General features: G+C 40.3%; 22 protein-coding genes. All 22 read right to left on the bottom strand.

Going from position 1 to position 23,941, the window contains the following annotated elements:
- Positions 1 to 21: 21 nt before the first annotated feature.
- The 22 genes from C900_RS29935 to C900_RS15425 all read right to left on the bottom strand — a co-directional run bounded on the left by C900_RS29935 (position 22) and on the right by C900_RS15425 (position 23,941).
- Positions 22 to 198, bottom strand: coding sequence for a hypothetical protein (locus C900_RS29935; protein ID WP_009580985.1), 177 nt, complete (start codon positions 196 to 198; stop codon positions 22 to 24).
- A complete protein-coding gene (locus tag C900_RS15525) occupies positions 199 to 5,268 on the bottom strand; it encodes an Ig-like domain-containing protein (RefSeq protein ID WP_009580984.1) in 5,070 nt (1,689 codons plus the stop codon). It lies immediately after the preceding gene.
- Positions 5,269 to 5,331: 63 nt separating this feature from the next.
- Entirely contained in the window at positions 5,332 to 6,468 is a 1,137-nt protein-coding gene (locus C900_RS15520) for an aminotransferase class I/II-fold pyridoxal phosphate-dependent enzyme (protein ID WP_009580983.1), read from the bottom strand.
- The gene (locus tag C900_RS31045; RefSeq protein ID WP_425401996.1) at positions 6,465 to 6,833 is read right to left on the bottom strand and encodes an exosortase F system-associated membrane protein; all 369 of its coding nucleotides are present in this window, start codon (positions 6,831 to 6,833) and stop codon (positions 6,465 to 6,467) included. Before C900_RS31045 ends, C900_RS15520 begins: the two co-directional genes overlap by 4 nt.
- Before the next feature lie 62 nt (positions 6,834 to 6,895).
- Entirely contained in the window at positions 6,896 to 7,432 is a 537-nt protein-coding gene (gene xrtF / locus C900_RS15510) for an exosortase family protein XrtF (RefSeq protein ID WP_051052861.1), read from the bottom strand.
- 1 nt (position 7,433) lies between these two features.
- Positions 7,434 to 8,087 carry an acetyltransferase gene (locus C900_RS15505; protein WP_009580981.1) on the bottom strand — a complete coding sequence of 218 codons (654 nt, stop codon included), beginning with the start codon at positions 8,085 to 8,087 and terminating at the stop codon, positions 7,434 to 7,436.
- Between the two features lie 108 nt (positions 8,088 to 8,195).
- Positions 8,196 to 8,804, bottom strand: coding sequence for an acetyltransferase (locus C900_RS15500; RefSeq protein ID WP_009580980.1), 609 nt, complete (start codon positions 8,802 to 8,804; stop codon positions 8,196 to 8,198).
- 9 nt (positions 8,805 to 8,813) lie between these two features.
- The gene (locus tag C900_RS15495; protein ID WP_342662398.1) at positions 8,814 to 9,440 is read right to left on the bottom strand and encodes a sugar transferase; all 627 of its coding nucleotides are present in this window, start codon (positions 9,438 to 9,440) and stop codon (positions 8,814 to 8,816) included.
- A gap of 1 nt (position 9,441) precedes the next feature.
- On the bottom strand, positions 9,442 to 10,608 hold the full coding sequence (locus C900_RS15490; RefSeq protein WP_009580978.1) for a glycosyltransferase family 4 protein: 1,167 nt from the start codon (positions 10,606 to 10,608) through the stop codon (positions 9,442 to 9,444).
- Positions 10,592 to 11,587, bottom strand: coding sequence for a polysaccharide deacetylase family protein (locus tag C900_RS15485; protein ID WP_009580977.1), 996 nt, complete (start codon positions 11,585 to 11,587; stop codon positions 10,592 to 10,594). Before C900_RS15485 ends, C900_RS15490 begins: the two co-directional genes overlap by 17 nt.
- Entirely contained in the window at positions 11,584 to 12,804 is a 1,221-nt protein-coding gene (locus C900_RS15480) for a hypothetical protein (protein ID WP_009580975.1), read from the bottom strand. Before C900_RS15480 ends, C900_RS15485 begins: the two co-directional genes overlap by 4 nt.
- 3 nt (positions 12,805 to 12,807) lie before the next feature.
- A complete protein-coding gene (locus C900_RS28520; RefSeq protein ID WP_009580973.1) occupies positions 12,808 to 13,758 on the bottom strand; it encodes a GNAT family N-acetyltransferase in 951 nt (316 codons plus the stop codon).
- Positions 13,759 to 14,877, bottom strand: coding sequence for a glycosyltransferase (locus C900_RS15470; RefSeq protein WP_157494048.1), 1,119 nt, complete (start codon positions 14,875 to 14,877; stop codon positions 13,759 to 13,761).
- A gap of 13 nt (positions 14,878 to 14,890) precedes the next feature.
- Complete coding sequence (locus tag C900_RS15465; protein ID WP_009580968.1) at positions 14,891 to 15,970, bottom strand: glycosyltransferase; 1,080 nt, start codon at positions 15,968 to 15,970, stop codon at positions 14,891 to 14,893.
- A gap of 3 nt (positions 15,971 to 15,973) precedes the next feature.
- A complete protein-coding gene (locus C900_RS15460; protein ID WP_040496893.1) occupies positions 15,974 to 16,873 on the bottom strand; it encodes a glycosyltransferase family 2 protein in 900 nt (299 codons plus the stop codon).
- Entirely contained in the window at positions 16,866 to 18,245 is a 1,380-nt protein-coding gene (locus C900_RS15455) for a hypothetical protein (protein WP_009580964.1), read from the bottom strand. The genes C900_RS15460 and C900_RS15455 overlap by 8 nt, the downstream gene beginning before the upstream one ends.
- Positions 18,246 to 18,266: 21 nt before the next feature.
- Positions 18,267 to 19,007 (bottom strand): SDR family oxidoreductase, encoded by a 741-nt coding sequence (locus tag C900_RS15450; protein ID WP_009580963.1) that lies wholly within the window; start codon positions 19,005 to 19,007, stop codon positions 18,267 to 18,269.
- Positions 19,000 to 19,731, bottom strand: a complete 732-nt coding sequence (locus C900_RS15445; RefSeq protein ID WP_009580962.1) for an acylneuraminate cytidylyltransferase family protein — start codon at positions 19,729 to 19,731, stop codon at positions 19,000 to 19,002. Before C900_RS15445 ends, C900_RS15450 begins: the two co-directional genes overlap by 8 nt.
- Positions 19,731 to 20,750: a nucleotidyltransferase family protein gene (locus C900_RS15440; RefSeq protein ID WP_009580961.1), complete on the bottom strand. Its 1,020-nt coding sequence runs from the start codon at positions 20,748 to 20,750 to the stop codon at positions 19,731 to 19,733. The genes C900_RS15445 and C900_RS15440 overlap by 1 nt, the downstream gene beginning before the upstream one ends.
- A 27-nt stretch (positions 20,751 to 20,777) precedes the next feature.
- Complete coding sequence (neuC, locus tag C900_RS15435) at positions 20,778 to 21,887, bottom strand: UDP-N-acetylglucosamine 2-epimerase (RefSeq protein WP_040496891.1); 1,110 nt, start codon at positions 21,885 to 21,887, stop codon at positions 20,778 to 20,780.
- Positions 21,884 to 22,933, bottom strand: coding sequence for an N-acetylneuraminate synthase (neuB, locus tag C900_RS15430; RefSeq protein ID WP_009580959.1), 1,050 nt, complete (start codon positions 22,931 to 22,933; stop codon positions 21,884 to 21,886). The genes neuC and neuB overlap by 4 nt, the downstream gene beginning before the upstream one ends.
- Positions 22,934 to 22,942: 9 nt before the next feature.
- Positions 22,943 to 23,941: an NAD-dependent 4,6-dehydratase LegB gene (locus C900_RS15425; RefSeq protein WP_009580958.1), complete on the bottom strand. Its 999-nt coding sequence runs from the start codon at positions 23,939 to 23,941 to the stop codon at positions 22,943 to 22,945.

The following is a 23,941-nucleotide window of genomic DNA, read 5'->3' as shown; positions in this document are numbered from 1 at the left end:
ATCTTAGGTCCTTATTCCAACTCAGCGCTTGCGATGTTGTTTTACTATCTTTCTAATCCCCAACGCTCCGCCCGCAAGAAGTAGTAACTCTACTCCACCAATAGGCACAGGTTTTCCTCCTCCACCAGGGTCGCCTGGTTGCGCTCGCAGTGAAAATGTAAAAAATAAAACGAGTATAGACACAAAAATGCTTTTCATCTATTTCTTAACTATTCTTAGAGGTATAACACCATCTGAAGATTGAATATTAATTATATACAACCCTTCTGGTACTTCCGGTAAATGTAATATATTTTCCCCAATGCTAAAATTGTTTCGGTCGATATTCATAAATACTCGTCCTTCTACATCCAATAGCTCAATTTTGTGAACTTCCACCCACTCAGGGATAATGAAATGAAGTTCACTACTAAAAGGATTGGGGTAAACTTTCACACCACGGTTGGCTATTTCATCTTCCAGGCCCGTAACATTAAATACTACATTGTCGGAAGATGCAGAGCATCCATTTTGTGCTACAGTGACAGAATATGTTCCTTCAGCAGTTACCTCCAGCGTTGAGCTAATGGCACCTTCAATAACCTCACCATCCTTATACCATTGGTTGCCTTCCGTATAACTTGAAGTAAACACATTACCATTAACAGAAATGGTAGGTTTCTCTATGTTTACTATCTCTGCAATTACCTCCACCTTATCGCTCTCACAACCCAACGAATTTACAGCCGAAACAAAATAAGAGGTTGTATTGCCAATAGGTGGAGTAGTAAAGCTACCAGTAGTGTTGCTTTCCAGCGGGGTAGCAGCGTCTGACGTTGCATACCAGTTATACAAACCATCAGTATCAGCCAAGCCCAAAGCTTTCAGCACCACTTGTCCTTCCCCACAGTTCATACCTCCCTCAGTGGAAGTTATCTGGTAATAATCTTTCACCGAAATTGTAGCATTCTCCTCCAGGTAAGAAATTCCACAATCCATCTTATTGGCCTCAATGGTAAATGTATTTTCGCCTACGATGAGTACCTCAGTATTTAACCCTATGTTAAGCGTACTTCCATTTCCTGTGAATGTTTCCGAAACAGCAATACCATCTTTATAAATTTTATAAGAGGTATAAATATCTGAATTGTCTATGTTGATAGTGGCACCCTCTCCCTCACATATCTCAGAAACAGATGCTGACACCGGAATTGTAGTATCTACCGGGCTTATTGTGAAAACGACCTCAAACCTTTCTGCTCCGTAGCTTGCCGCATCTGCCGTAACATTAAACAAATATTCACTGTTATCACTTAAAGCAATTGATGTGCCAAGGAAATGATCATTTAGAACAACATCATAGGGAAGATTAAAACTGTTCAGTTCGGTAAATAGTAGTTTGTATTGTCCTTGAGCTACATCAGAAACCTTTAATTTAACTGTTTTGGCACAATCAATAAAAGAAACTGTGTTAATAGTGTAGTCATGAATTGAACTATCATTAAAAGTTGACAGGTTTAAGTAGTCATATTTTCCAGCCGAAACCTGATTGCCATTCTTTCTTTTAACAGCATCGTAAGCAAAGTCAGTGGTATCGGTAGCATCTTCTACAAACCAAACGACAGATTCGTCTCCCTGAGTTTCCGTACTGTTGCTCAGAGTTATACGAAGAAAATTCTCAGGACTTGAAGTTCTAAGGAAATGATTCTGATTACCGGTCTTGTCTGCCTCTGTCAGGCTAAGCGTTGTGGCAGATGTAGATTGTATCCAGAAAGACTGGCCCATAGCGATTTCTCCCGTCCAACCTACAAAAGGCGGGTTGGTAGTTATAGAACCATTATAAGCGGCAAATACACCGTTTGCAGTTCTAATAGAAACAGTGCTGGCCAAACCCGTCTGAGGAATAATATTATCCCAATCAATAGCGGAGGGATACGGATTTCCCACCAGATTATACCTGCCTGAAGCGTCTGCTGTCAAAGGAATATTCACGGCACCTTTACCCATTGTTCCCCTCACTGAAAACGTAAAATCCGAAGGATTGTAGATATAGGCGGCATATCCTGTTCCATTGGTAAGGGAAACTGTACTTGTAGCGCCTCCGCCTCCATCGACCGCGGTCCAGGCGTCTGATGCCGCATCATACACATAGACAGAAGCTGCAGTACTGTGAGTAACATTAGGGTCCTCAGCAGAAGTAGTTGCGTCTGAAAAATTACCAGTTATGGAAAAGTCATCGCGCCACATTCCCAAATTGCCGTCAGTTATTGGAGTGGAAATATATCGCCAGTCGTCCGGTCCGTCCAGATACCTTTCGACAGTAATATTTCCTGTAAAATTACCTTCTACACCAGTGAGATCAGCTATCCGGGCATCATCGTTGGTGACACCCCGAGATCTGACCACAAAAACACCCGAACCACCACCATCTGCATCGAATACGCCAGATCCGCTAAGAGTAAAAACCCCCTCAAGGCGAGCTGTCCCTGTAACAGATACTCCGTTAGAATTACCTACTGTCATGCTGTAAAAAGTACTGGCAGAGGTACCTCCAATTGTTTGTGCAATGGAACCCCCGAACACTGCAGTTCCATTATTGTGATTAAATGTACCTCCATTATTGGTGAAATTACCTTCTATGTTGAAAGTTGCAGGGCCAGTTAGCGTACCGGCAATTATAACACTATGGAAATCAGTAGTATTGGAGCCTAAAATAGATGTTGTTCCGTTAAAAACTATTTCACCGCTATTGTTGCTAAACGTACCATTGTTGGTAAAATCCCCAGCTACGTTCATACTCCCGGAATGGGCTGTTAGAGATCCACTAATTACGACATCGTTAAATGAACTGGTACTACTGCCGCTTACCGTAGTAGTACCTCCAAAAGTGGTTGTAGCCGTACCAGCATTTAAAGTGCCGTTGTTCACCAAATTCCCATTGATATTAAAATCAACCTGAGGCGTAAGCGTACCTGATACAGTTATCCCATTAAAGGTCATAGTAGTATTTCCTGTAACTGTTGTTGTTCCACTAAATGTTACCGAACTTGAAGTTAAAGTAGAAGCTGCATTGCTAACAATATTTCCCTTAAAATCGATAGTGTTGGTTCCCGCGTTAAAAACTCCATTCGAAAGAGTTAGAATGCCATTTACAGTTAAATTATTGCTTAAGTCCAGTTGGCCTGAGCCCTGCTTGGTAAGATCATCGAGGGCCGTTGTCCCGGTGGGGAGTTCGGGCCCTGAAGATATTGTTGTACTATTGTTGTAAACCACATCATAGCTCGTGACAGCTACCGGAGCATTATTCATACTGCCATCGGCCGTCCGCGTTATGACTCCATTTGCAGCCATGGTGATCGTACTAGTATTATCAAAAGTACCCGCTGTCAAGTTTAAATTCGTGATGGTCAATGTAGCACCTGTTGAAAAAGTGCTACCAGCCCGATCTAGAGTTAACGTGGTCAAAGCTCCGGACATTCCAACTGACGCAGGTAACGCACCTGTTCCATCTACAATTAGCGTTGCAGAGGCATCGCACACCAGAGTTCCAACGGTTCTGGAAAATGGTCCATTAATATTGAACGTATTTCCGTTTAGAGTGATGTCACCATCCGTCTGGGTAAAAGTACCTAAAATAGTTAGATTCGACCCGAGTGTGACATTCCCCGATGAGGATCTATTCAAAGTAAAATCGTTCAGTGTTGTAGTGGTTGCAAATGATAAAGTTCCGAAATTCCCTGTTCCACCTATAGATAGATTTGAAGATGCTCCCCCTTCCAGAGCTCCTGCTGCCACGGAAATATTGCCATTTATCGACAAAGTATTTCCTCCGATTAACAGGTTGCCTGATGAGAGAGTTAAGGTTCTTCCTGTTGAAATTGTTACTTCCCCACTTAGGGAAACACCTGATGCATTATCTATTTCAAGATTCACATCTGTAGGAAAGCCGTCTCCCAAAGCCTGTGCACTTGCTCCATCATAAATAATTGTGGACCCTGCAGTAAAAGTTCTTAATCCTCCTTGCTGGATATTACCACCAGAGGTTCCCGTTTGTAAAGCTCCTGAAGCATGGGTAGATCCTAATTGCAAGATTGATCCCGCTCCTAAATTAAAGGTCCCACTTCCAGTAAGTGCAAAAGTGTCAAGGTCAAGTTGTGAACCAGCCGTCACATTGAAATTAACAGCATCTGCAAAAGTACCTCCACCTGTAAATGCAGTCACTCCATCAAAGTTAACCGTTCCGCTTCCTGTACTTCCCGACTTTCTTATAGTACCGCCAGTAAATGTAAAGTCTCCATTAACTGTTAATGTTCCTGAGCCTGAACTAGCGGCCAAATTGACAACCCCGGTTCCGGTTTTTGAAAAGTTTCCCGAAACATTTAGATTGGCATTCCCTGTGGCAGTAAAAATCAAAGCAAAAGAGGCCTTCGAAGAGGAAATGCTCACATTCCCACCAACATTAACTGTAGCCGTACCTTGTGTGGTTAAATATAAACCTGCATCATTATTTACGTTAAGATCGCCATCGACACTTATAGTTGCAGTTGTGCTTGTAACTAATATCAATAAATTATTATTCGTATCATTTATGGTCAAATTACCATTAACATCAGTAAGAGCTGCATTCAGAAAAATAGTTGTAGATTGAGCAGTACAATCCCATGTGAAGTGATGAAAAGATTGGTTTAATCCAGAAGGCACTGAACCAGCTATACCTGTCACCAAACATGTAGAACCTGTATTCCATGTTCCGGAAGGAATGGTTCCTCCATTTAGATTATGTTGATAGGTACCTCCACTAAATACTTCAAATCCTAGCGAACCATTTGCTATCTGTCCTTGATTTTCTACAATAGCATTATCATTAACATTCAGTTTTCCATCTGAAAATGTAGTTATAAAATCTGCCTCAGCAATCACCAGATCATCTCCTGTACCATCTGCAATTATCAAAGTTCCATTTACATTTAGAATACCATCTCCCTCAACAGTGGTTTGATCAATTGTGATAGTTGTAGATACCGGTACTGTAATAGTATGAAAAGCCTGAACAGTAATGGCCCCATCGGCATTTGTCGGGGTAGAGGGAGCTGGATTCACCCAACTACCGCCATCGAAGCGTTCCCAGGTATTTACATTATCCCAATCACCAGAGCCAAAAGATCTAAAATCACCGGCAGATTGCCCAAACGAAAATAGGGGCAAACAAGAAATAGCAACAAGAAATAAAACAATATTTACATCTCTTATACTGCAAGATACAACTCTGTTTATTTTGGTATACAACATGTAGTTCGTTATTTAAAGTACAAATTACGAATTTTAAGTTTATAAAATGAATACCTTGCCTGATTAAATAGTAACCTTAAATAAGCCTGTTAACTTATTCATTATTCGTTCCTTATCGCTTGTTGTCAAATTTGAACCAGAAGGCAAGCAAATACCCCTGTTGAACAGCTCTTCCGAGGTTCCATTTGTATAAGCGGGTGCTTCCTTAAAAACAGGCTGGATATGCATAGGTTTCCAAAGGGGACGAGTTTCTATGTTGTATTTTTCTAACCCTATTCTAATATCTTCTCTGTCCACGCCTAGCAGATGCTTATCTACCAGAGCTGTGGTCAGCCATCTATTGGAAAAATGTCCAGCAGGTTCTCTCAAAAATTCAATACCTGATAAACCGGAGAATTTCTCCTCATAAAACTTAAAAATGCTTCTCCTCTGTCGTACTCTTTCATCGAGAACTTCCATCTGCCCACGCCCTATTCCCGCGCTGATGTTACTCATCCTGTAGTTATATCCTATTTGACTATGTTCGTAATGAGGAGCATGGTCCCGGGCCTGTGTTGAAAGAAACTTAGCCTTTTCAACATATGTATTATTGGCGGACAAAAAAGCTCCTCCCCCAGATGTGGTAATGATTTTGTTTCCATTAAATGAAAGCACACTTATATCTCCAAAAGTTCCTGCTTTACGGCCTTTATATTCCGCACCAAAAGCTTCTGCTGCATCTTCTATCAAGGGTATCTCGTACTTCTTCCCTATCTGGATGATCTCATCCAGTTTTGCCGGCATGCCATACAAATGAACCACAATTATGGCTTTCGGCTTTTTTCCTTTCTTAATTCTGTCTTCTATTGCCTCTTTTAGCAACTCAGGATCCATATTCCAGGTTTCTCTTTCCGAATCGACAAAAACCGGAACCGCGCCCATGTAAGCTATAGGGTTACAGCTTCCTGCAAAAGTAAAGGAACTACAAATAACCTCATCTCCCCGCTCAACCCCTAAGATGATCAATGCGAGATGAATAGCTGCTGTACCGGAGCTTAGGGCCGCGACATGGATCCCCGACATGTACTTGGAAATATCCTGCTCAAAGTGATCAATATTCGGCCCCACCGGAGATATCCAATTGGTGTCAAAAGCCTCGTTAATATATTCCAACTCCATTCCCCCCATATGAGGAGACGACAGGTAAATTCTTTCACTCATTTTGTGTCATTTTTTGTAGTTTCAATCTCAGAGTACCTCTCCTGATAAAAAAAAGCTGGTATCAACAAGACCATTAGAAGCGGGTTGATAACCAGTCTGTGCAAGAAAGACACCAAGGGCCCATTATAAGGGGTATTATATTTAATTACAAGATATGGAATCAAAATCAAAATTATTCCTATTAACTGCAAATAAAAAGCAAAAATAACATACTTCCTTTTCATATAGAGGCCATAGATGAGCAGTATCATTAAAAGATCATTAACAATGAAACGGAAGGACCTTCCCGCAATAAATAATTGATAGCCGGACAACCCAAAGGTGCTAAAAAAATGTTGTATTTCACGTTGCAGAAGGTACACCATTATCAACCCCATAAGGCTGAGTGAAATCAAAGCAAAACGTCTCATATCCCACTGTTTTTCTATCATGTATTTTTGATTACATAGAGCTTATTGAGCCAAAAATACCACAGAACAAATATTACAACATAGAGTATGGCAGTGAATAAATACTTATGGGCAAAATACATGGCATCTGGCCAATGAACAGAAATCAAAAATAACAATAAGATCCTGAGAACGTTAAAAATGTGTATTATAATTAAGCCCAATGGAATAAACCATATCAGCCTTGGTGATAGCTTTCCGAATGACAAGAGGAAAGAAACAAATATGATAATTACATTCAGTCCATTACACCCTTCAAAGATACTCAAAATCACATCCTGCCCATCCAGGATTAGGTTAATTGATGGTTGATATTGATGGTCGGCATATTCAATCCGGTACTGAAACAAGTTAAGAATTGAAGTAGACTGCACCGACACCCACCGTGTAACGGGGTCAGGCAGGGGAGAGTAAGCATCAATGAAAAAGCCGTATAACAGGTTTAGTATGAGGTAAAACCCCAAAAATTTAACCAAAAACAGTATGGTAGGTTTAAATTCTCTTATTAACGACATATTACAACTCCCTTGCAGGTACTCCGACCACTGTGCTGTGCGATTTTACATTTTTTAAAACCACGGCTCCGGCTCCTACCACAGCACGCTCTCCTATACAAACAGCGTTAATAATATTTGCCCCGGATCCAATCAATACGGATTTTTTAATTTTAACTGCCCCTGCCAGGTTTACTCCTGGCATTATAGAACAAAAATCCCCAATCACCACATCATGGCCAATAGTGGTGTTCAAGTTTAAAAGAACATGTTTACCTATTTCAATATCTGTTGTTAAGATACATCCTGCAGTGACAATGGTTCCCACACCTATCTGCACATCGTCACCATTTCCGATTTCTGCACCCGGATGGATGAGCGTTTCGTATCGGATAAAAGAATTGGTTATTGATGATATGATTTGTTCTTTGACTTCCGGTGCACCTATACCAATCACAAGATGAATGTTTTCCTCCCATCTATTAAGATCAGCTAACCCGCCTATCACATGATCTCCCCTGACGTTATCATCAAAATATCCAAGAAAGTCATACACCGGCTTGGCTTGATTGATAGCATCTATTATGGTTTTTACCTCCTTTCCAAGGCCCCCTGCTCCATATATGGCTATTTTTTTCATGTACATTTGATTTTCAATGGTTACATACTTACGCATCGTAGTACATTTAGCGCGCAAGCAGGGAGCAACCCAAGGTACTTAGGTTATGTCTCGCCATCTTCTCAGCCTGGACATACACCCCGGGTTGACCGCTTTGGCTGATATTTATTCATGTTGTTGTATCTTTACTAACCTCCCGGGATTCCCTACCACTACCGCGTAATCGGGAACATCAGCAATAACAACTGTTCCTGCGCCAACTACCACCCATTTACCGATAGATATATTCGGAATGATAGTCGCTCCCGATCCTACGAGAGTACCTTCTCCAACGCTAACGCCCCCACAAAGTGTCGCATTAGGTGCAATATGAACAAAGTCACCTATTGTACAATCATGATCTACTGACGCAGAGGTATTGACTATGCAGTGCCTGCCAACTTTCGTGGATGGGTTAATAACGGCACCAGCCATAACAACAGTTCCCTCAGCAATATCATTCGGTTCGGCTACTGTGGCACCGGCATGTAAAGCAGAAGCATAAATAGCACTACGTAACCTTTCCACCACATTTTTTCTTATTCCATTGTCTCCAATTGCCACAATACATGGATTACATTCAGACGTATGATCTTCTGTCACTCCCACTATTGGTAAACCGTTGATACCGCCCCCTGATTTATTATCATCAAAAAGACCCAGAGCATTTATCCGGTTGCTTTTAAGTATATCTAATATAACCTTCGCGTGACCACTAGCTCCAAAGAGATACATTATTTGATATTAGTTACTGGTTTTAATTGTTGAGTGTTGACTACCTTTAAATTTCTCCATTGTAGCCACATTTTCTCCACTAATTCCCTCGGCCTTCAAAACCTTAATCAAAGTCAGGAATAATATCTTCAAATCTAACCAAAAAGATTGATGATCGACATACCAAACATCTAACTCAAACTTCTTTTCCCACGAAATTGCATTTCTTCCATTTACCTGCGCCCAACCTGAAATTCCAGGCCGCACATCATGCCTCCTTCGCTGTTCATCACTGTACAACGGCAAATATTCCAGTAGCAATGGACGGGGGCCAATAAATGACATTTCCCCCTTCAAAATGTTAAGAAGCTGCGGAATTTCATCAATAGATGTTTTTCGAATTATACGTCCTACCCAGGTCAACCGCTGCTCATCAGGCAGCAGATTGCCATATTCATCTCTTTCGTCCGTCATTGTTTTAAATTTAAACAGCTTAAATACCCTTTCATTCTCTCCAGGGCGCGGTTGAATAAAAAAAACTCCTTTTAAGCCATTTTTATTGAAAATGCCGAGTAAGACGCAGCAGATCAAGAAAATTGGGGATAGTGCCAGCAAAGCAATGAATGCAACGATTTTATCTGCTATATGTTTGAACATCCTATACATTCACATGCTTTTTGTATTCCTTGATTATTTCTTTCCAAACATATTGCTGGTCGAAATTCGCTCTGACATAACTTCTGGCTTCTTCAGCTAAGCGCTTCCTAAAATCTTCATCGGAAATTAGCCTTTTCAGAGCCGCCACAAGTTCGGCTACACTTTTTGTGGGTATTAACAACCCTGTCCTTTCATTCAAGATAATTTCGTTGCATCCATTAATATCAGAAGCTACGCAAGGTACTCCCATGGCACAAGCCTGAAGAACAACATTTGGAAATCCCTCTCTATAACTTGGAAATGCAAAAATATCGCTGATATACAGGTACGGACGTATGTCACTTTGAAAACCCACTGAAATAATATCCGGGTGCTCTTCTATGAAGGTTTTCGCTTTAGAGCTAATAGGATTCAGATCATCTTCATACGGTCCGACAAGCAATAGCTTCGTCTTCTTCTCTGTTCCCTCGTTTACTTGTTCGAACGCCTCGATAAGCTCATTTATTCCTTTATCCGCTACAATTCTACCTATAAAGGTAATAATCAAATGATCCTTTTTGATACCATACGTTTCCAATAACTTTATGCCGTTTTTTTCAACCTCAGTTGTCACCTGAAAATAAGTCAGATCGATCCCGTTTGAACTTCCTCTGCCGATCACATGAAGCTTTTCCCGGGAGGCATATATTTCTCTCACAATAAAATCCCTCAGACGAAAAGAGTTAGGGTAGACACGTGTAGCACTTCTATAAGTGATTAATTCGACCCACTTAAGTAGTTTTCTTTTGAAGCCCCTGGTTTCCATTAAAGGCATCCCGGCGACAGTGTGTAGCCGATGTGGGACGCGACAAAACCATGCTGCCAACATACCTATTAATCCCGCTTTTGGTGTATGCGAATGTACTATGGTAAACCTCTCTCTCCGGATGAACAGAATCAATTTCCACAAGCACCAGATATCCTGAAAGGGAGTAATTTTTCTGGTTAATGGAATAACATAGTGAGGGACACCCTCTCTTTCTATAATTTCAATAATTTCAGGGCCCTGAGCGCTGGACGCTACCACATCAAATCCATTGGAGCGGATATACGAAAGCTGTCCCTTAAGCAAGACATTAAGGGATATAGGTACAGTTGTTATTCTTAGAAGTTTAGGTTTGAGCTCCATTATACAATAATTCTGCTATTTCACCCATATTCCTACTCACCATACCAAACTCTTCATGAAGCCTTCTGAAGTGGTTGGCGATCTCGACTAAACCATCGATATTCTGCTGTGTATGATTACCAAAGTTATGAGGATGCCACCACAAATGATATACTTCATTATTTTGAGCCGCTACCAACATTTCCTTTTTTATTTTTTCGATTTTCAGCCTGTTTAAAACAAACTCCTTTGGTCGATAAGGCCTTAAAAGACGGCTCGCTGGCAATAGAAAAACTCCGCTTTCAATTGTGATGGCATCAAGAGAATAAGAAGTTTTTCCTCCAATCGACATATACGCATCAAGTCCTCTGTTTAGACGCTTCCACATTGACTCGTTTTGAGTGCCATTGATCTGCCACCACCAGTCAATTGGATTTACTCTCACAATCTGTATTCCCTCTTCAGCACAAACAGACAAATATTCCGGGTTATATTGGTTTCGTGGAAAAACCAACGACTTCAAGGTAACATCCCAAGCTACAGCCGCTGATCTGGATGCCTGAAGATCATGCCTGAACTGCTCGGAACCTTGTCCGATTTCATTGCAATAATAATGTGAAAAGGTATGTGTGCCGATCTCCTGACCCGGCACTTTTTTTATTGCATCGATTAACGAACCGGCATAATGAAACGGGTCAGTTGACTCATTCTCCCCAATACCGGCCTCCCTGATGTAATTGTAAGCTGATAACTTTTTCACCTCATACTCCGGGAGGACCTGCGGAACATGTTCCAGAAGTTCTCCTTTGGTTATGTGCATAAGCAGCCCCACTGTAGCCCAGGTGACGTGAATATTACTTTGTTCGAACAAGGACAGCAAAGTGGGAATACAGCGTCTGGTATTCAAAAAATAATTTTTATAACGTTCATTTAGTGGCCATTTTTCAAAACCACCCCAATGAAGCTCAAAGTCAAGTGAAATAGTTAGAATGCCTCTCATGGTGTAACATGATAAATTTCAGCCCTCGCTTGTGATCTTTTCTTTTTGCTCACCCACTTCTTATACTGAACCATTTTTTTATCGCTCAGGAACTTGAGAATAATAAAAAGGAACAGCATCATAACCTGACTCTTTTGCCTAATTGCTATACCAAGGTTTCCGGAGATTTGCGCCAGCGCGATGGATACAGTAATGAAGCTAAAAAAAGCAGTTTTGATCAGAAAATCACCCCTAAGTAAATATAAAACGCCCCCCTTAACTATAAAATAAAGAGTGATCAGTAACAAAAAAACGTTTTCAAAAGAAACAACAATTCCCAAAAATCCCGGGGCATCAAAGAACAAAGGCCTGTATAAAAAAGTAAAAACCTTCTCAGGAAGGGAGTAATCTCTTATATCCACACCTGACGTTGCTTTCGAAAGCTCTTTTGCCCGGTGAGCCAGATCTAACCCCTCTTGTAGTTCCTCACCTTCTTCAACACCCACCAATGCCAACACATCCTGATAAACAAAAAAGAAGGCCCCGACTGAAATTACAATAACAGCAAACCTGGTTCCCCAGCCTACACCTCTCGTACTAAATGCAAAGCCAATGGCAGTAGAAGCAAGTATTACAAACATTATATGTGGCCGAATATGATAAGTAATCAAACCGCCAATAATAATTATTATCCATCTTTTCTGCACATTATTTAGTCCATAGAAGAACATGCTGATCCCCAGAAATATGAAAGAACCTTTTCCAAAAGACCCTGACCAAAAGTGTAAGTTTGGCAACAGGAAGAATATTGTAAGTAAGTTATAGCCAAAAAACCTTTCCTTAAAAACGACTTTTTCCTGAAAAAAAAGGTAAAAGTAGATAAAACCGAAAAAACCGAAGATAGAAAAGAGTGCCATTATAGCTTCGTAACTAAAACCCAGGTACTTAATAAACGGGTACCCGGTGAATTCTATGAATCTTGTACTGACACCATAGAAATCAAACCACCCCGGCCCTCTGTAATCTTCTATGACTTTTCTATAATAAAATTTTGAATCAGAAGACTCAAATAAGGCATATGTATAGTAAACAGCTGATAGAAAAAAATGATAAAAGTATAGCCTCTTCAAAAAGACATTACTTTCGAGAGACTTAGGTGACCTGGCAGGGATAATTTTATCGATGTAGGCACCAGCTATGAAATAGCCTAAAACTATTATAAAAATTCCGTAAAGCATTAATTAAAAGAGTTCCATATCTCCAAGACACGGTGTCCAACTATTGAAACCGGCAAATGCAGTCAGATCCGTGAAATTTAAGGCACGAACGGTAACAACTGGTCCTATTTTAGCCGATAACCTTAGCATCCCAGGTAGCTTAGCTGCGTTAAACCCATCTAATGTCATGTAATCAAAGCTAACTTTAAAAAAAATATATCGCAAGGCGGCCTCTATGGCGGGTTTGGTCCCAATTGTCTCAACCACACGCAGTTCACTACCATATGCAGTCCGCTTCAACCTAAAGACGATGAGTGCATTATCATTTCTATATCCATAGTATTTCACCATAGGCACATCAATGTACCTCCAGGTCAAGAAAGCTTTGGTTTGGGGAGTGCGCCAGGTAAGTGCTTTGTCACTTACCAAAGAGTCGTCAAAGTGAGATAAAACCGGTACCAAATCAAAATCAGAAGTATTAAGCTCAAGAAACTCAATCGGCCTGGCATGCCTTAACTTATTTAAGATTAAGGTGACTGGCTGCTTTATGCACATTTTTACGGGTAACTTTCCCGCCTCTTTCCACCCCATCTTAATGTAACCGGGCATACTTTGAGAATTGGGTGTGTTAAAAACAAAATCAACACCTTTTTTTCTACACTGCTCCAGCAACTGAAGGGTCAATTTTTTAAAAATACCTTTTCCCTGATGGTCGGGGTGAGTGGCTGTATCTACGGCTCGAATAGCAGAAAGTGTTTTGCCTTGCCTCATCCACTGCCAATTCATAAAAGCTCTAACGCCAATAAGTTGCTTTCCTTCCAGGGCCAATATCATCGGAGAAGCACCGAATGGATTTCTTACGTGCTTCCATTCCCAGTATGCTTGCGACTTGGGCATCAATGACTCCCCAAGGCTTGTTCTCAGGAGCTCCACTATTTTCGGTACATCTTCATTTGTTGCTGCTCTGAATTCCATCTATTTCTCATTTACGGCTTTTAAATAACGTGCCTCTATTCTTTCTACCATATTTTCCAAACTAAAAGATTCTACAACACGCATACGGGCATTTTCTCCCATTTTTTCTACCGCTTTTTGATCAGCCGTCAGTTGTTCCAGTAATTCTGGCATTAGTGACCAATCGGAAACATTTACCAGAAGCCCTTCGTTCCCTGAGTGAATCACTTCCTTCACCCCTCCGGCATTTGTACTCAGGATAGCACATTGGCAACTCATTGCTTCTAAAAGCGCAATTGGTAGTCCTTCAAATACTGATGTCATCATATAGATGTCCATTGCGGAAAACCAGTCAACAGTATTTGTCTGCAGCCCCGGCATAACTATTTTATCTTCAAGTTTTAACCTTTTTCTTTCCTCGATTAGCTCATTTTTTAATGGTCCATCTCCAACAATTACTCCATAGAGTGAATGGTTTACCTCGGCAGCCTTTGAAAAAACCTGCAACCACTCCTTCAAGCGCTTCTGAAACCTGAAAACTGCAATAGTTCCCACCACAGTGGCATCTTCGGGTATATTATATTTCTTTCGCACGCTTAAACCTCGCTGTTCATTTCGCTGAAACTTATTAGTATTGACTCCGTTAACTATGACCTCCACAGGAATACTGGGTTTGAGATTGTCATAAATTGATGAAGCTACATCCTCTGAGACAGCAATCACGGCTGATTGGTAGTTAAAAGATAACTTGTTTAGCCAGTAAGTTATCTTATGGTATCGTTCCTGCTTGTTATGCTCCGTATATAAAACCGGAACACCGGTTTTGAAATGTACTATTCGCGCCAAAAACCCCGCCCAGGGTAAATGAGCATGGATAACATCTATGCCATGTTCCTTTACATATGAGATAACATGACGATACTGCGTTAATATCTTAATGTTATTGCTGGCTTTAAAACAATGCACATTAGCTCTGTTTTCCAACAAAGCAGGCACCATCTGATCTTTCCAGGGCAAAAAATAAACGTAGTTAAATTCAAATCTATCACGATCATGCAGTGGAAGCAATTCCGCTAATAACATTTCTGCTCCTCCACGTCCGAGTGACTTAATAATTTGAAGTACTTTAATCTTTTTCACTAATTACCTTATCCTATTTGAGTAAATCTATCCATTGCTGTATAACGTTATTTAATTCAAATGAAGTTATGCTGCTTTTTGTGGCATTTCTAAGTTTTTCTATTGTGTTGGAGTCAAAAGCAATCTTGTCCAACATCTTAATAAGTGCAGCCTCATCGTTGGTTGGAATCAAATAACCATTCACATTATTTTTAACCATATCCGAAGGCCCATAAGTGCAATCTGTAGCTACAACCGGTAAAGACAAAGCCAAAGCTTCCAGAATAACGTTACAAAAACTCTCCTTAATAGATGTGTTAACTAAAAAGTCTGCCTGTTTCAGAACCGGGTATGGATTCTTCAGGTAACCCAAAAATATTACCCTTTCGGTGATATTTAAAGAAGAAACCATCCCATGTAATTTTTGCTTTAGTCTCCCATCACCAATAATAACCAGCTTATACAGGTTTCTAACTTCACTTTTGGCGAACGCATTTAACAAAAGTTCGAAGTTTTTATCTTCACTAAGTCTGCCCATAGCACATATAAACTTGTCAGCGGAAATAAAAGCCGCCGGTGCATCTGCCAAAGTGGTAACTTTTACAACGTCCAAAGAGTTCGGAATAATAACTAACTTCTCTTTATACCGAGCTCTTTCCATCGACACGGCATCATACATTCCGGTGGAAGGTACAACCACCTTACGGATAAATGGCCATTTAAAAACAAAGTCTGCATATCGGTGCTGCTTTTTACTCAGGATATAAGGATTAGCATCGAATCTTGCTATTATTTTTCTATGGAAAGTAAAGCAAGCAAGAAAACTACTCACACGACTGAAGGCAATAACATAGGCAGGCCTCACCCGGAGACATACAAAAAATAATTTTATAAAAAGGGCGTAAAATTTATAGAATTTATTTTGGGAATTTCTTTTTCTTAAGATATGAATTTTATCATCTGGAATATCATTGGGTAACTCTATGATATTTCGTTGTAGTACATAGTGCACGTCATATCCCCGCTTTTGCAACTCGGCTCCTGTTATCACTGTTACACGTTCAGCTCCTCCTGTTTTCAGTGAACCAACAACTAAGAGTATTCTTTTCCCCATTCCCTAGCTTTTCAACAGTTTCTTCAGTTTCTGAAGTAAACTTACGTTTAGTATCTTATACTTTACAAGAAATATGATGATTTCACTAGTAAAATTGACCTTGCGCTTATATCCAGCCAGTAGGGTCCGGTAGAGTGTAGTACCCTCATGATCCCTCCTGATTTGTGATTTGTATAACATTTTGAGCAAAAACATAAACATGGCCTGGTCCGATACTTTTGTTTGATTTTTTGTTATGAAATACTTTGTTGATTCATGTTGCAGCTTACTACTTATTCTATCATCGGAAGCTATATGAAGGGTGGTATCACAGTAATTGGTATACCCAACATTGTAGTGATAATCAACATTAATAAAAAGATCCCAGTCTTGATGTTTTTTTAAGTTATGATCAAAGGATATGCTTTCCAAAACCTGACGTTTTATAACAAACGTAGATGTTCGCGCATCAAACGGTGTATTTAGTAGTAAATGATCACGCAAAGGCCTGTCAGGGGTAATTTTAAATTTTTGAGGTGACACTTTACCGTTCTCATTTAGCTCTATTGAGCCTATCACCATATCCAGACCTTGTTCGATGAGCATACCTACTTTTCTGGACAAATTATCCGGCTTCATCTCATCATCACTATCAAGAAATGCAATCAATTCAGAACCGGCATGCTTCCAACCTCTGTTACGGGAAAATGGTGCTCCCTGAGATTCGCTGTTCCTCAAATAAATTACGTCAGGATATTTTTTCTTAAGTATCGGACCAACCTCCTCTGCAGAGCCATCGTCAACAACGATAATATTGCTCACTGGGTAGCTCTGAGCTTTAACAGAGGCAATTGCCCTCATTAAAGCCTCTTGCCTATCCTTTACAGGTATTACTACGCTTAAACTAAGAGGCTTATTAGTCATAGAACAACCGGTCTAGAGTATTAATTCTATCCTCGTGCTTTTCGGCATCCGCCGGGATAGTGTCGAGTTTCGCAAGAACTTCAGTAAAGTCGTCTTTTGGATAGCAGTAGATTAGTTTCTCATCGAGAGAATCAGTAAAATATGACATGCCTTTTTCACTTAAGAAATAAGTCGGAATCTGAAAGTAACCAGCCTCTATGGCCACACTTGAATAGAAAGTTATATGTATGGCGGTATGTTGTAGCAAATCGGTCAAAGGTGTGTGAGAAGCCTTCCTGACATCCACTTTTTCAAGTAAACCTTCCCTGGCAAAAAGGCTTTCTATTTTATCTATTTCATCTATCTGCCTGGGGTGGAGACGAGCATACCACTTTTTATTACCAGTGTAGCCCTTAATCAAAGAGAGAACATAATCGGGCAAAAAGTCATCAATAGGCTGCAGGCTCAACAGAATAGTATCATTTGATACTTTCTTTGCACGCTCTTCAAACCATTTATTTGATCCTAAGAGTATCTTATCTGCATCCTGTCTCCATTCAAGAATGGCGTTAAATGAACTGCGGTCCCAAACATAGAAATGGGTGGGTAAGAATTTGGCGCGACATAAAGTATCAAGGGGCCATTTTGCGTATGCCATGTGCTGCTTTCCCTGGACGCCATGCTGCAGATCGATGGTCTGAAGTCCTAGGCGATTGGCTGCTAACATAAAACTGAAACATTTAGCATCATAGTAGCACACAACAAACAAATGTTTAACACCGGATTTCCTAAGCACCATTTGGAAATAATCGGCCTGAAGAAAAATTAGTTCAAGCTTTTTTATAAAGCTTGTATCTATTGAGAAGTTGATCTCGTAAACTTGAAGAAGGTTGTTTAGTGCACTAATATCGCCTGTCAGTTTATAATTTGACCTGCGGAATATTCGTTTCATTAATGAAAAAAAGTACACTTCCTGATGTATTGGACGTAAATTTTTTCGATAATTTATGTCTTTATCATATGCGTATTTCCCCGTAAATTCAAAGACTCTAAATTTTTTTCCTTTATCCGTCAAATATCTGAGTACAGGATCGATAATACGATCATAGACACGTCCATTTTCCACTACCTTGTAATGGCTTGTGGTAACCAAAGCGACTTCGTGCTTACCAGGGGTTAAGTTAAGGACCTGATTTTTGAGAAAGTGCCAACCGCCTGCTAATAAAAAGTTCAACCTCTTTAATGGAGATACTCTTCCTCCTGAAGTCGACTTCGTGGAGCTCAGGTAAATAGCTATGCGAATAACAGGCCAGACGTCCTCTTCTCCGAACCTGTATCCCGTGATATCCAATTGCTTTTCAATGGCTGATATTTTATCGCTGATATTGGTCATGAGTTTAAGAAAGCCTGTATGCTATATTGCGGTCCATCCACCATCAACTATCAAATTTTGTCCTGTTATATATCGGGCTTCTTCAGAAAGCAGAAAACTAACAGCCGGAGATATATCTTCGGGCTTTCCCATTCTTTTCATTGGAACCTTATGCTCATACGCTTTCACAAAAGCTTCGGGTTGATGATCATAAATCCCCCCAGGTGACACACAGTTAACCCGAATGTTATGTTGCCCGTAAAAGGAGGCGAGATATCTCGTAAAATTGATCAGACCACCTTTGATTGCAGAATAGGCTGCAGGTGGTTTTATTGTCGTATTTTCATAAATGGTAAAGTCATTCCCAACGACACCATATATAGAAGCTATGTTAACAACTGCTCCTCCCGATGCTTGTTTTTTCATTGCTTTTAAAACTGTCTGGCAGCAGGCCACATAGCTATTCATCTGAATATCAACATTCTTCCTCCACGAAGTCAGGTCATCTTCCTCAAATGCCACTCCCCAGTCAGAGGTTCTTGGATACGCATTATTAACCAATCCGTCAATTCGCTCATAGTTTCTTAATACAAGATCTACGCTTTCCCTGATGGAAAGATCATCAGTTACATCACAGTGAACATTATGATCATCCAGGTTACTTTCGATGCTAACATCAAAGTTAATGGCCACATAGCCTTTTTTCCTCAGATCATGTAATATTGCTCGTCCAAGTAATCCGCAACCTCCTGTAACAATAACTATTCCTTTATTATCACTCATTAAATCCCAATTTAAAATCCAGTTTGTTATTGGACAACACAAAATCCATGAAATAAAAATCAATCATTTCATCCAGATCAAAACAGATGTGGGGGGAGACATATACTTCAGTTTTATCTGTGACAATGGATTTGTAACCATAATCAAAAAAAGTATGTCTCATGATATATAGCATCCCATTGGAAGCATATACCTTCGGAGATTTTTGACGGGCGAGGATATTGTCTGAAGTGGGTTTTGAAAGTCCCCAAAAGCCATCCTCTTTTTTCTCCCACATGTTGTAGTAAGGGTTTTTGGTTACCGGGCTCACACCCACGATTATATGCGCCTCTTCATTAGCAATCAATTTTTCCAAGGCAACCTCTATGTCATCGAGGTTACGAAGCGGGGAAGTAACTTCCAGGTCGATCACATAATCATACTTCTTCTGCCTCTTTCTTTCCTCAAACTCCTTGACATCGCGGATTACTCCAATTTTCCCTGCGCCATCAGTAGCCAAATCCTGCGGCCGGGTATATTCGGCTTTAAGGCCATATTCAGCTGCAACATCTTTATACCTGGCACTATCTGTAGATAGAGCAATATCTGCACCGTATTTATCCTTAATTTGACGGGCCAGCAATATAGAATAGGCGATTAGAGGCAGCCCGTTTATAACTTTGATATTTTTGTCAGGGATGCCTTTAGACCCTCCCCTTGCACATATAGTTACTAAAATTTCCATTACAAGCTTAGGTGGTTTATATCTTCCTGGGCCTTTTTAAAATCCTCCGGGTTGCCGATATCCAACCAGTACCCCCTAAGAGGATATGAATTGACCTTCATTCCATTATTGATCAAGTGCTCCATAAGGTCCGTGGCGTTATAGAAAGATTCTTTAGGTATGTACTTCAACACATGCCTCTTCAACAGGTAAATACCACCATTGGAATAGTAGGTATATGTAGGCTTTTCTTTAAATGAAAGTACATGGTTATTACTGGTTTCCAGAACCGCATATGGTACTTTTACGGCATATGGTATAGTAACCACGCTCAGATCCGCCTTACTGTTTAAAAAATCCAGGAAAAAATCTTCATAATCCAGGTCTGTAAGTAAATCTGAGTTGGTGACAAGAATATTGTCGTGTTGCAAATTAGATATTTTACTCACTGCTCCTATCGTACCTAATGGCTCATCTTCCCAAATGTATTCTATTTTAATATTCTTACTATCTCCGTCACCCAAATACTCCTTAATCTGGTCTCCACGATACCTTATCGATATCCATACATCATCTATGCCATAGCTAATAAGCCTGTCAAGATTATGTTCAATAATGGGTTTATCACCTACATGCAGTAATGGCTTTGGTATTTTATCCGTCAAAGGCCGCAGCCGAACACCTCTTCCTCCCGCCATTATGATCGCATCCACCGGCAAATAGGATTTAAAAAACCGAAAATTAATAATATTAATAACACGGTTATTACCATCTAAAACCGGAAGAATTCTAAACTGCTTATTTCTGAACTCTATTACTTTAAGGATATTGTCGTCTCCCTTACGAACAAATCGAGGGTTGGGCTGCAGGAAATCATTTACCACATTATCTAAATTGAGGTTCTTCAAAAAGCCCCTGCGAATATCTCCATCAGTAAGAGAACCAATTAACCGTTGGTCCTGGTCTACTACAAAAAGTATTGCATCAGCAGCCAATTGATTTAGCTTGGCCAGTGCACTCTTGATTGGGGAACCGGTCAATATTAAATGTTTTTCTATATTCTGCACCTATCTAAAAATTTCTTTTAATATTTTCTTTACTGCCCCTCCCTGGTAATAGATATTACCACCCTCATACTGCTGCTTCTTCTCGATCTGACCAACAGCATTTAAAATTAGTTTTTCGCCAAAAGGCACATGAACCACATTGTCTCCTGACATTCTTCCCTTCTGTCGATCTCCCAAGTTTATGACATATTTTTGAAATGAGGCCGCTTCAATAATACCACTTGAAGTATTTCCCAAAAGAAATGAAGAGTATTTCATACAGGTAAAATAACTTTGTGTGCCGAAATTTTCCACCAATTTTAATTCATTTACATACTTCTCCCTAAAAGTCAGAATTCTACGTCTTAATTCAGTGCCAAAAGTATCAGCATTGGGCATGGTAATTATCAATTGATATTTCTTAACAAGCTGGTTCAACGCGTTAATCAACGCGTCATTACGCTGCTCCATGTGCTTTATATCAACCGTTTCCGGATGAACGGTTATTAGTATACTTGGAATGTTTATATCTATATTCCATTTTTTAAAAAACTCTTCTTTGGATAGCAGGCATAAGTTTTCCAGGTTATCCAATCCTAACGCCCCAACGGTAATTACACGGTCTCTTGAACCTATAATTTGAGCAATTCTTTCACTAAAAGAGTCGTGAGCTGTGAAATGCCAATGTGATGCGAGACTAATTGCATGCCGGTATATATTGTCTATAGCGCCAAGCGTGGTTTCTCCACCATGCAGATGAGCAAACTTAATTCCATAAGGTATACCGGAGGTAACAGCCGCAAACATTTCATAACGGTCGCCAAGGCAAAAAACCGCATCAAAGTCTTGAGCATGATTTTGCCAGAATTCGGCAAACTTAAGGCTTGTGAGCGCTACAGCGGTAGATATGGAGTTTGCATCGTCATTGATTAACAGTGAATTGATCCGATAATCTACTGAAAACCCATCTTCTAGTATTTGATTGACTGTGTGCCCATGAAAAGGGGAAAGATGTGTACCAAAAGCAATAACACTTAGTTGACATTCTTTATGTTCTTTCAGAGCCTTCAATAAAGGTTTATATATACCGTAATCTGCTCTGGAGCTCGTTAGTACTGCAATATTTTTCATTCGTCTAAGTCCTTCCAGATTATCTTGTTTCCAGCCGCAATATCCCGAACCACTTTTTTACCAATTATCAAATCTACGTCCATCGGGGATATTCCATCACCCGGGCGCTTCATAACAATATTTTCTCTTGTTATTATTGCCCCCTTTCCTACGCTTTGCTTAATATGAATGCTCTTTCTTGCCGCCACTTTATTAGCTACCTCCGACTGAGAAGGAGACTTTATACCGCTACCACCAATAGCCTTTTCAATATTTCTTACGGCCATAACCATCGCTCTTAATTCCATAGGCTCCAGGGATGCTTTATGATCTGGTCCAGGCATATTTCTGTCCAGCGTAAAATGTTTCTCTATCACCCTGGCCCCCAGGGCTACTGCTGCAATGGGTACCTCGATACCCAATGTATGATCAGAATATCCTACTTCAATTTCAAAATCCTTTTTCATACTCAACATCGCCATAAGATTAACATCTTCCATGGGAGTAGGATACTCCGTATTGCAATGCAACAAAGTAATTGAACTTTTTTTGAGTCCTCCGTTTATCAGTACGTTGACAGCAGCTCTCACCTCCTCCATATCCGCCATGCCGGTAGATAAAATAACCGGTTTTCCTTTTTTGGCCAGATGCTGTAAATAAGGCTTGTTGGTAATCTCCCCGGAAGGAACCTTAAAAAAAGGAATGTTAAGAGAATCATTCAGAAAATCTATGCTTTCTTCATCAAACCCAGTAGAAAGAAAACCGATATTCCTGCTCTGAGCATACCTGGAAAGAACCATATGATCATCTTCACTCAACTCCAGGCTCTTCAGCATAGTATATTGGTCATTGGACTGTTCCGGTTCATTTTGTACCTGATATGATGCTTTTTTTGCATCTTTTGCTACCAATCTGTCGGCTTTAAAAGTTTGGAATTTTACGAAGTCTGCTCCTGCATCGGCAGCAACATCAATCAATTCTTTGGCTTTTCGCATATCTCCATTATGATTGACCCCTGCTTCTGCTATAATAAGGACACTATGCTTTACCTGATCGTTCTTCTTCATTGAATTCACCTAAAGATTATATATTTCCGGCTTATAGCGTGCCAGGTTCTCACTATTTTTAAACCAGCTTATGGTTTCTGTCAAACCTTGCTTCAGTGAGTAGTTCAACTCCCATGAAGTATACCGCTTTATCTTCTCGTTTGATCCAAATAATCGAAAGACCTCACTTTTTTCCGGCCTCAAACGCTGGCTATCGGTAACTATTTCGGCTGCTGGATTTATCTGATCAATTATCTCCCGGGCGAGGTCACCAATTGATATTTCAGATTGTGTTGCAATGTTTACCTCGTGCCCCAATAATGCTTCGGTTTTTGCTATTTCGACAAAACCATTAACAGTATCTTTAACAAAGAGCAGATCTCTTGTAGGTGTGGTATCCCCGAGTTTTATCTGCTCTGCTCCGTTGAGCAATTGGCTAATGATTGTTGGGATAACTGCTCTTGCAGATTGACGGGGGCCATATGTATTAAACGGGCGAATTATTACTACCGGCAATTCAAAGCTTCTGAAAAATGATTCGGCCATAAAATCTGCTCCAATTTTAGAGGCGGAATAAGGGGACTGCCCCTGCTTTGGGTGCTGTTCAGTAATAGGCACAAACTGTGCGGTCCCGTAGACTTCAGAAGTAGAAGTTACCAGCACCCTTTCAATATTAAGGTCACGAGCTGCCTGCAAGACGTTTAGAGTACCCTTTATATTTGTGTCGACATATGAATCTGGCGAGTGATAACTGTATGGTATTGCTATCAATGCAGCAAGATGAAATACGACCTCAATGCCTTTCATCGCTGTTCTTACTCCATTAGGATCCCTTATATCGCCGGTGAATATCTCCATTTGATCTAACTTATCTTTGGAAAACGTATCCAGCCATCCCCAACTGTTGAAAGAGTTATAGTAGGCAAATGCCCGTACGTGACATCCCTCTTCAAAAAGCCTTTCCGTCAGGTGACTTCCAATAAAGCCATCTGCACCGGTAATCAATATTTTCTTTCCTTTCAATTGCAT

This window comes from Fulvivirga imtechensis AK7 (genome assembly GCF_000331535.1).
Classification (GTDB): Bacteria; Bacteroidota; Bacteroidia; order Cytophagales; family Cyclobacteriaceae; genus Fulvivirga; species Fulvivirga imtechensis.
Note: the sequence above shows the minus strand (reverse complement) of the source record. Positions and strands in the feature narration are given on the sequence as shown.

What these genes read in the sequence shown, in the direction of transcription:
- C900_RS15500 (WP_009580980.1), bottom strand. Translation starts at nt 8,804, where the DNA reads ATGTATCTCTTTGGAGCTAGTGGTCACGCGAAGGTTATATTAGATATA.
- C900_RS15455 (WP_009580964.1), bottom strand. Translation starts at nt 18,245, where the DNA reads ATGACCAATATCAGCGATAAAATATCAGCCATTGAAAAGCAATTGGAT.
- C900_RS15520 (WP_009580983.1), bottom strand. Translation starts at nt 6,468, where the DNA reads ATGAGTGAAAGAATTTACCTGTCGTCTCCTCATATGGGGGGAATGGAG.
- xrtF (WP_051052861.1), bottom strand. Translation starts at nt 7,432, where the DNA reads ATGTCGTTAATAAGAGAATTTAAACCTACCATACTGTTTTTGGTTAAA.
- neuC (WP_040496891.1), bottom strand. Translation starts at nt 21,887, where the DNA reads ATGAAAAATATTGCAGTACTAACGAGCTCCAGAGCAGATTACGGTATA.
- C900_RS15525 (WP_009580984.1), bottom strand. Translation starts at nt 5,268, where the DNA reads ATGTTGTATACCAAAATAAACAGAGTTGTATCTTGCAGTATAAGAGAT.
- C900_RS15505 (WP_009580981.1), bottom strand. Translation starts at nt 8,087, where the DNA reads ATGCGTAAGTATGTAACCATTGAAAATCAAATGTACATGAAAAAAATA.
- C900_RS28520 (WP_009580973.1), bottom strand. Translation starts at nt 13,758, where the DNA reads ATGGAATTCAGAGCAGCAACAAATGAAGATGTACCGAAAATAGTGGAG.
- neuB (WP_009580959.1), bottom strand. Translation starts at nt 22,933, where the DNA reads ATGAAGAAGAACGATCAGGTAAAGCATAGTGTCCTTATTATAGCAGAA.
- C900_RS15495 (WP_342662398.1), bottom strand. Translation starts at nt 9,440, where the DNA reads ATGTTCAAACATATAGCAGATAAAATCGTTGCATTCATTGCTTTGCTG.
- C900_RS15465 (WP_009580968.1), bottom strand. Translation starts at nt 15,970, where the DNA reads ATGGGGAAAAGAATACTCTTAGTTGTTGGTTCACTGAAAACAGGAGGA.
- C900_RS15460 (WP_040496893.1), bottom strand. Translation starts at nt 16,873, where the DNA reads ATGACTAATAAGCCTCTTAGTTTAAGCGTAGTAATACCTGTAAAGGAT.
- C900_RS15485 (WP_009580977.1), bottom strand. Translation starts at nt 11,587, where the DNA reads ATGAGAGGCATTCTAACTATTTCACTTGACTTTGAGCTTCATTGGGGT.
- C900_RS15445 (WP_009580962.1), bottom strand. Translation starts at nt 19,731, where the DNA reads ATGGAAATTTTAGTAACTATATGTGCAAGGGGAGGGTCTAAAGGCATC.
- C900_RS15450 (WP_009580963.1), bottom strand. Translation starts at nt 19,007, where the DNA reads ATGAGTGATAATAAAGGAATAGTTATTGTTACAGGAGGTTGCGGATTA.
- C900_RS29935 (WP_009580985.1), bottom strand. Translation starts at nt 198, where the DNA reads ATGAAAAGCATTTTTGTGTCTATACTCGTTTTATTTTTTACATTTTCA.
- C900_RS15480 (WP_009580975.1), bottom strand. Translation starts at nt 12,804, where the DNA reads ATGCTTTACGGAATTTTTATAATAGTTTTAGGCTATTTCATAGCTGGT.
- C900_RS31045 (WP_425401996.1), bottom strand. Translation starts at nt 6,833, where the DNA reads ATGGTGTACCTTCTGCAACGTGAAATACAACATTTTTTTAGCACCTTT.
- C900_RS15490 (WP_009580978.1), bottom strand. Translation starts at nt 10,608, where the DNA reads ATGGAGCTCAAACCTAAACTTCTAAGAATAACAACTGTACCTATATCC.
- C900_RS15425 (WP_009580958.1), bottom strand. Translation starts at nt 23,941, where the DNA reads ATGCAATTGAAAGGAAAGAAAATATTGATTACCGGTGCAGATGGCTTT.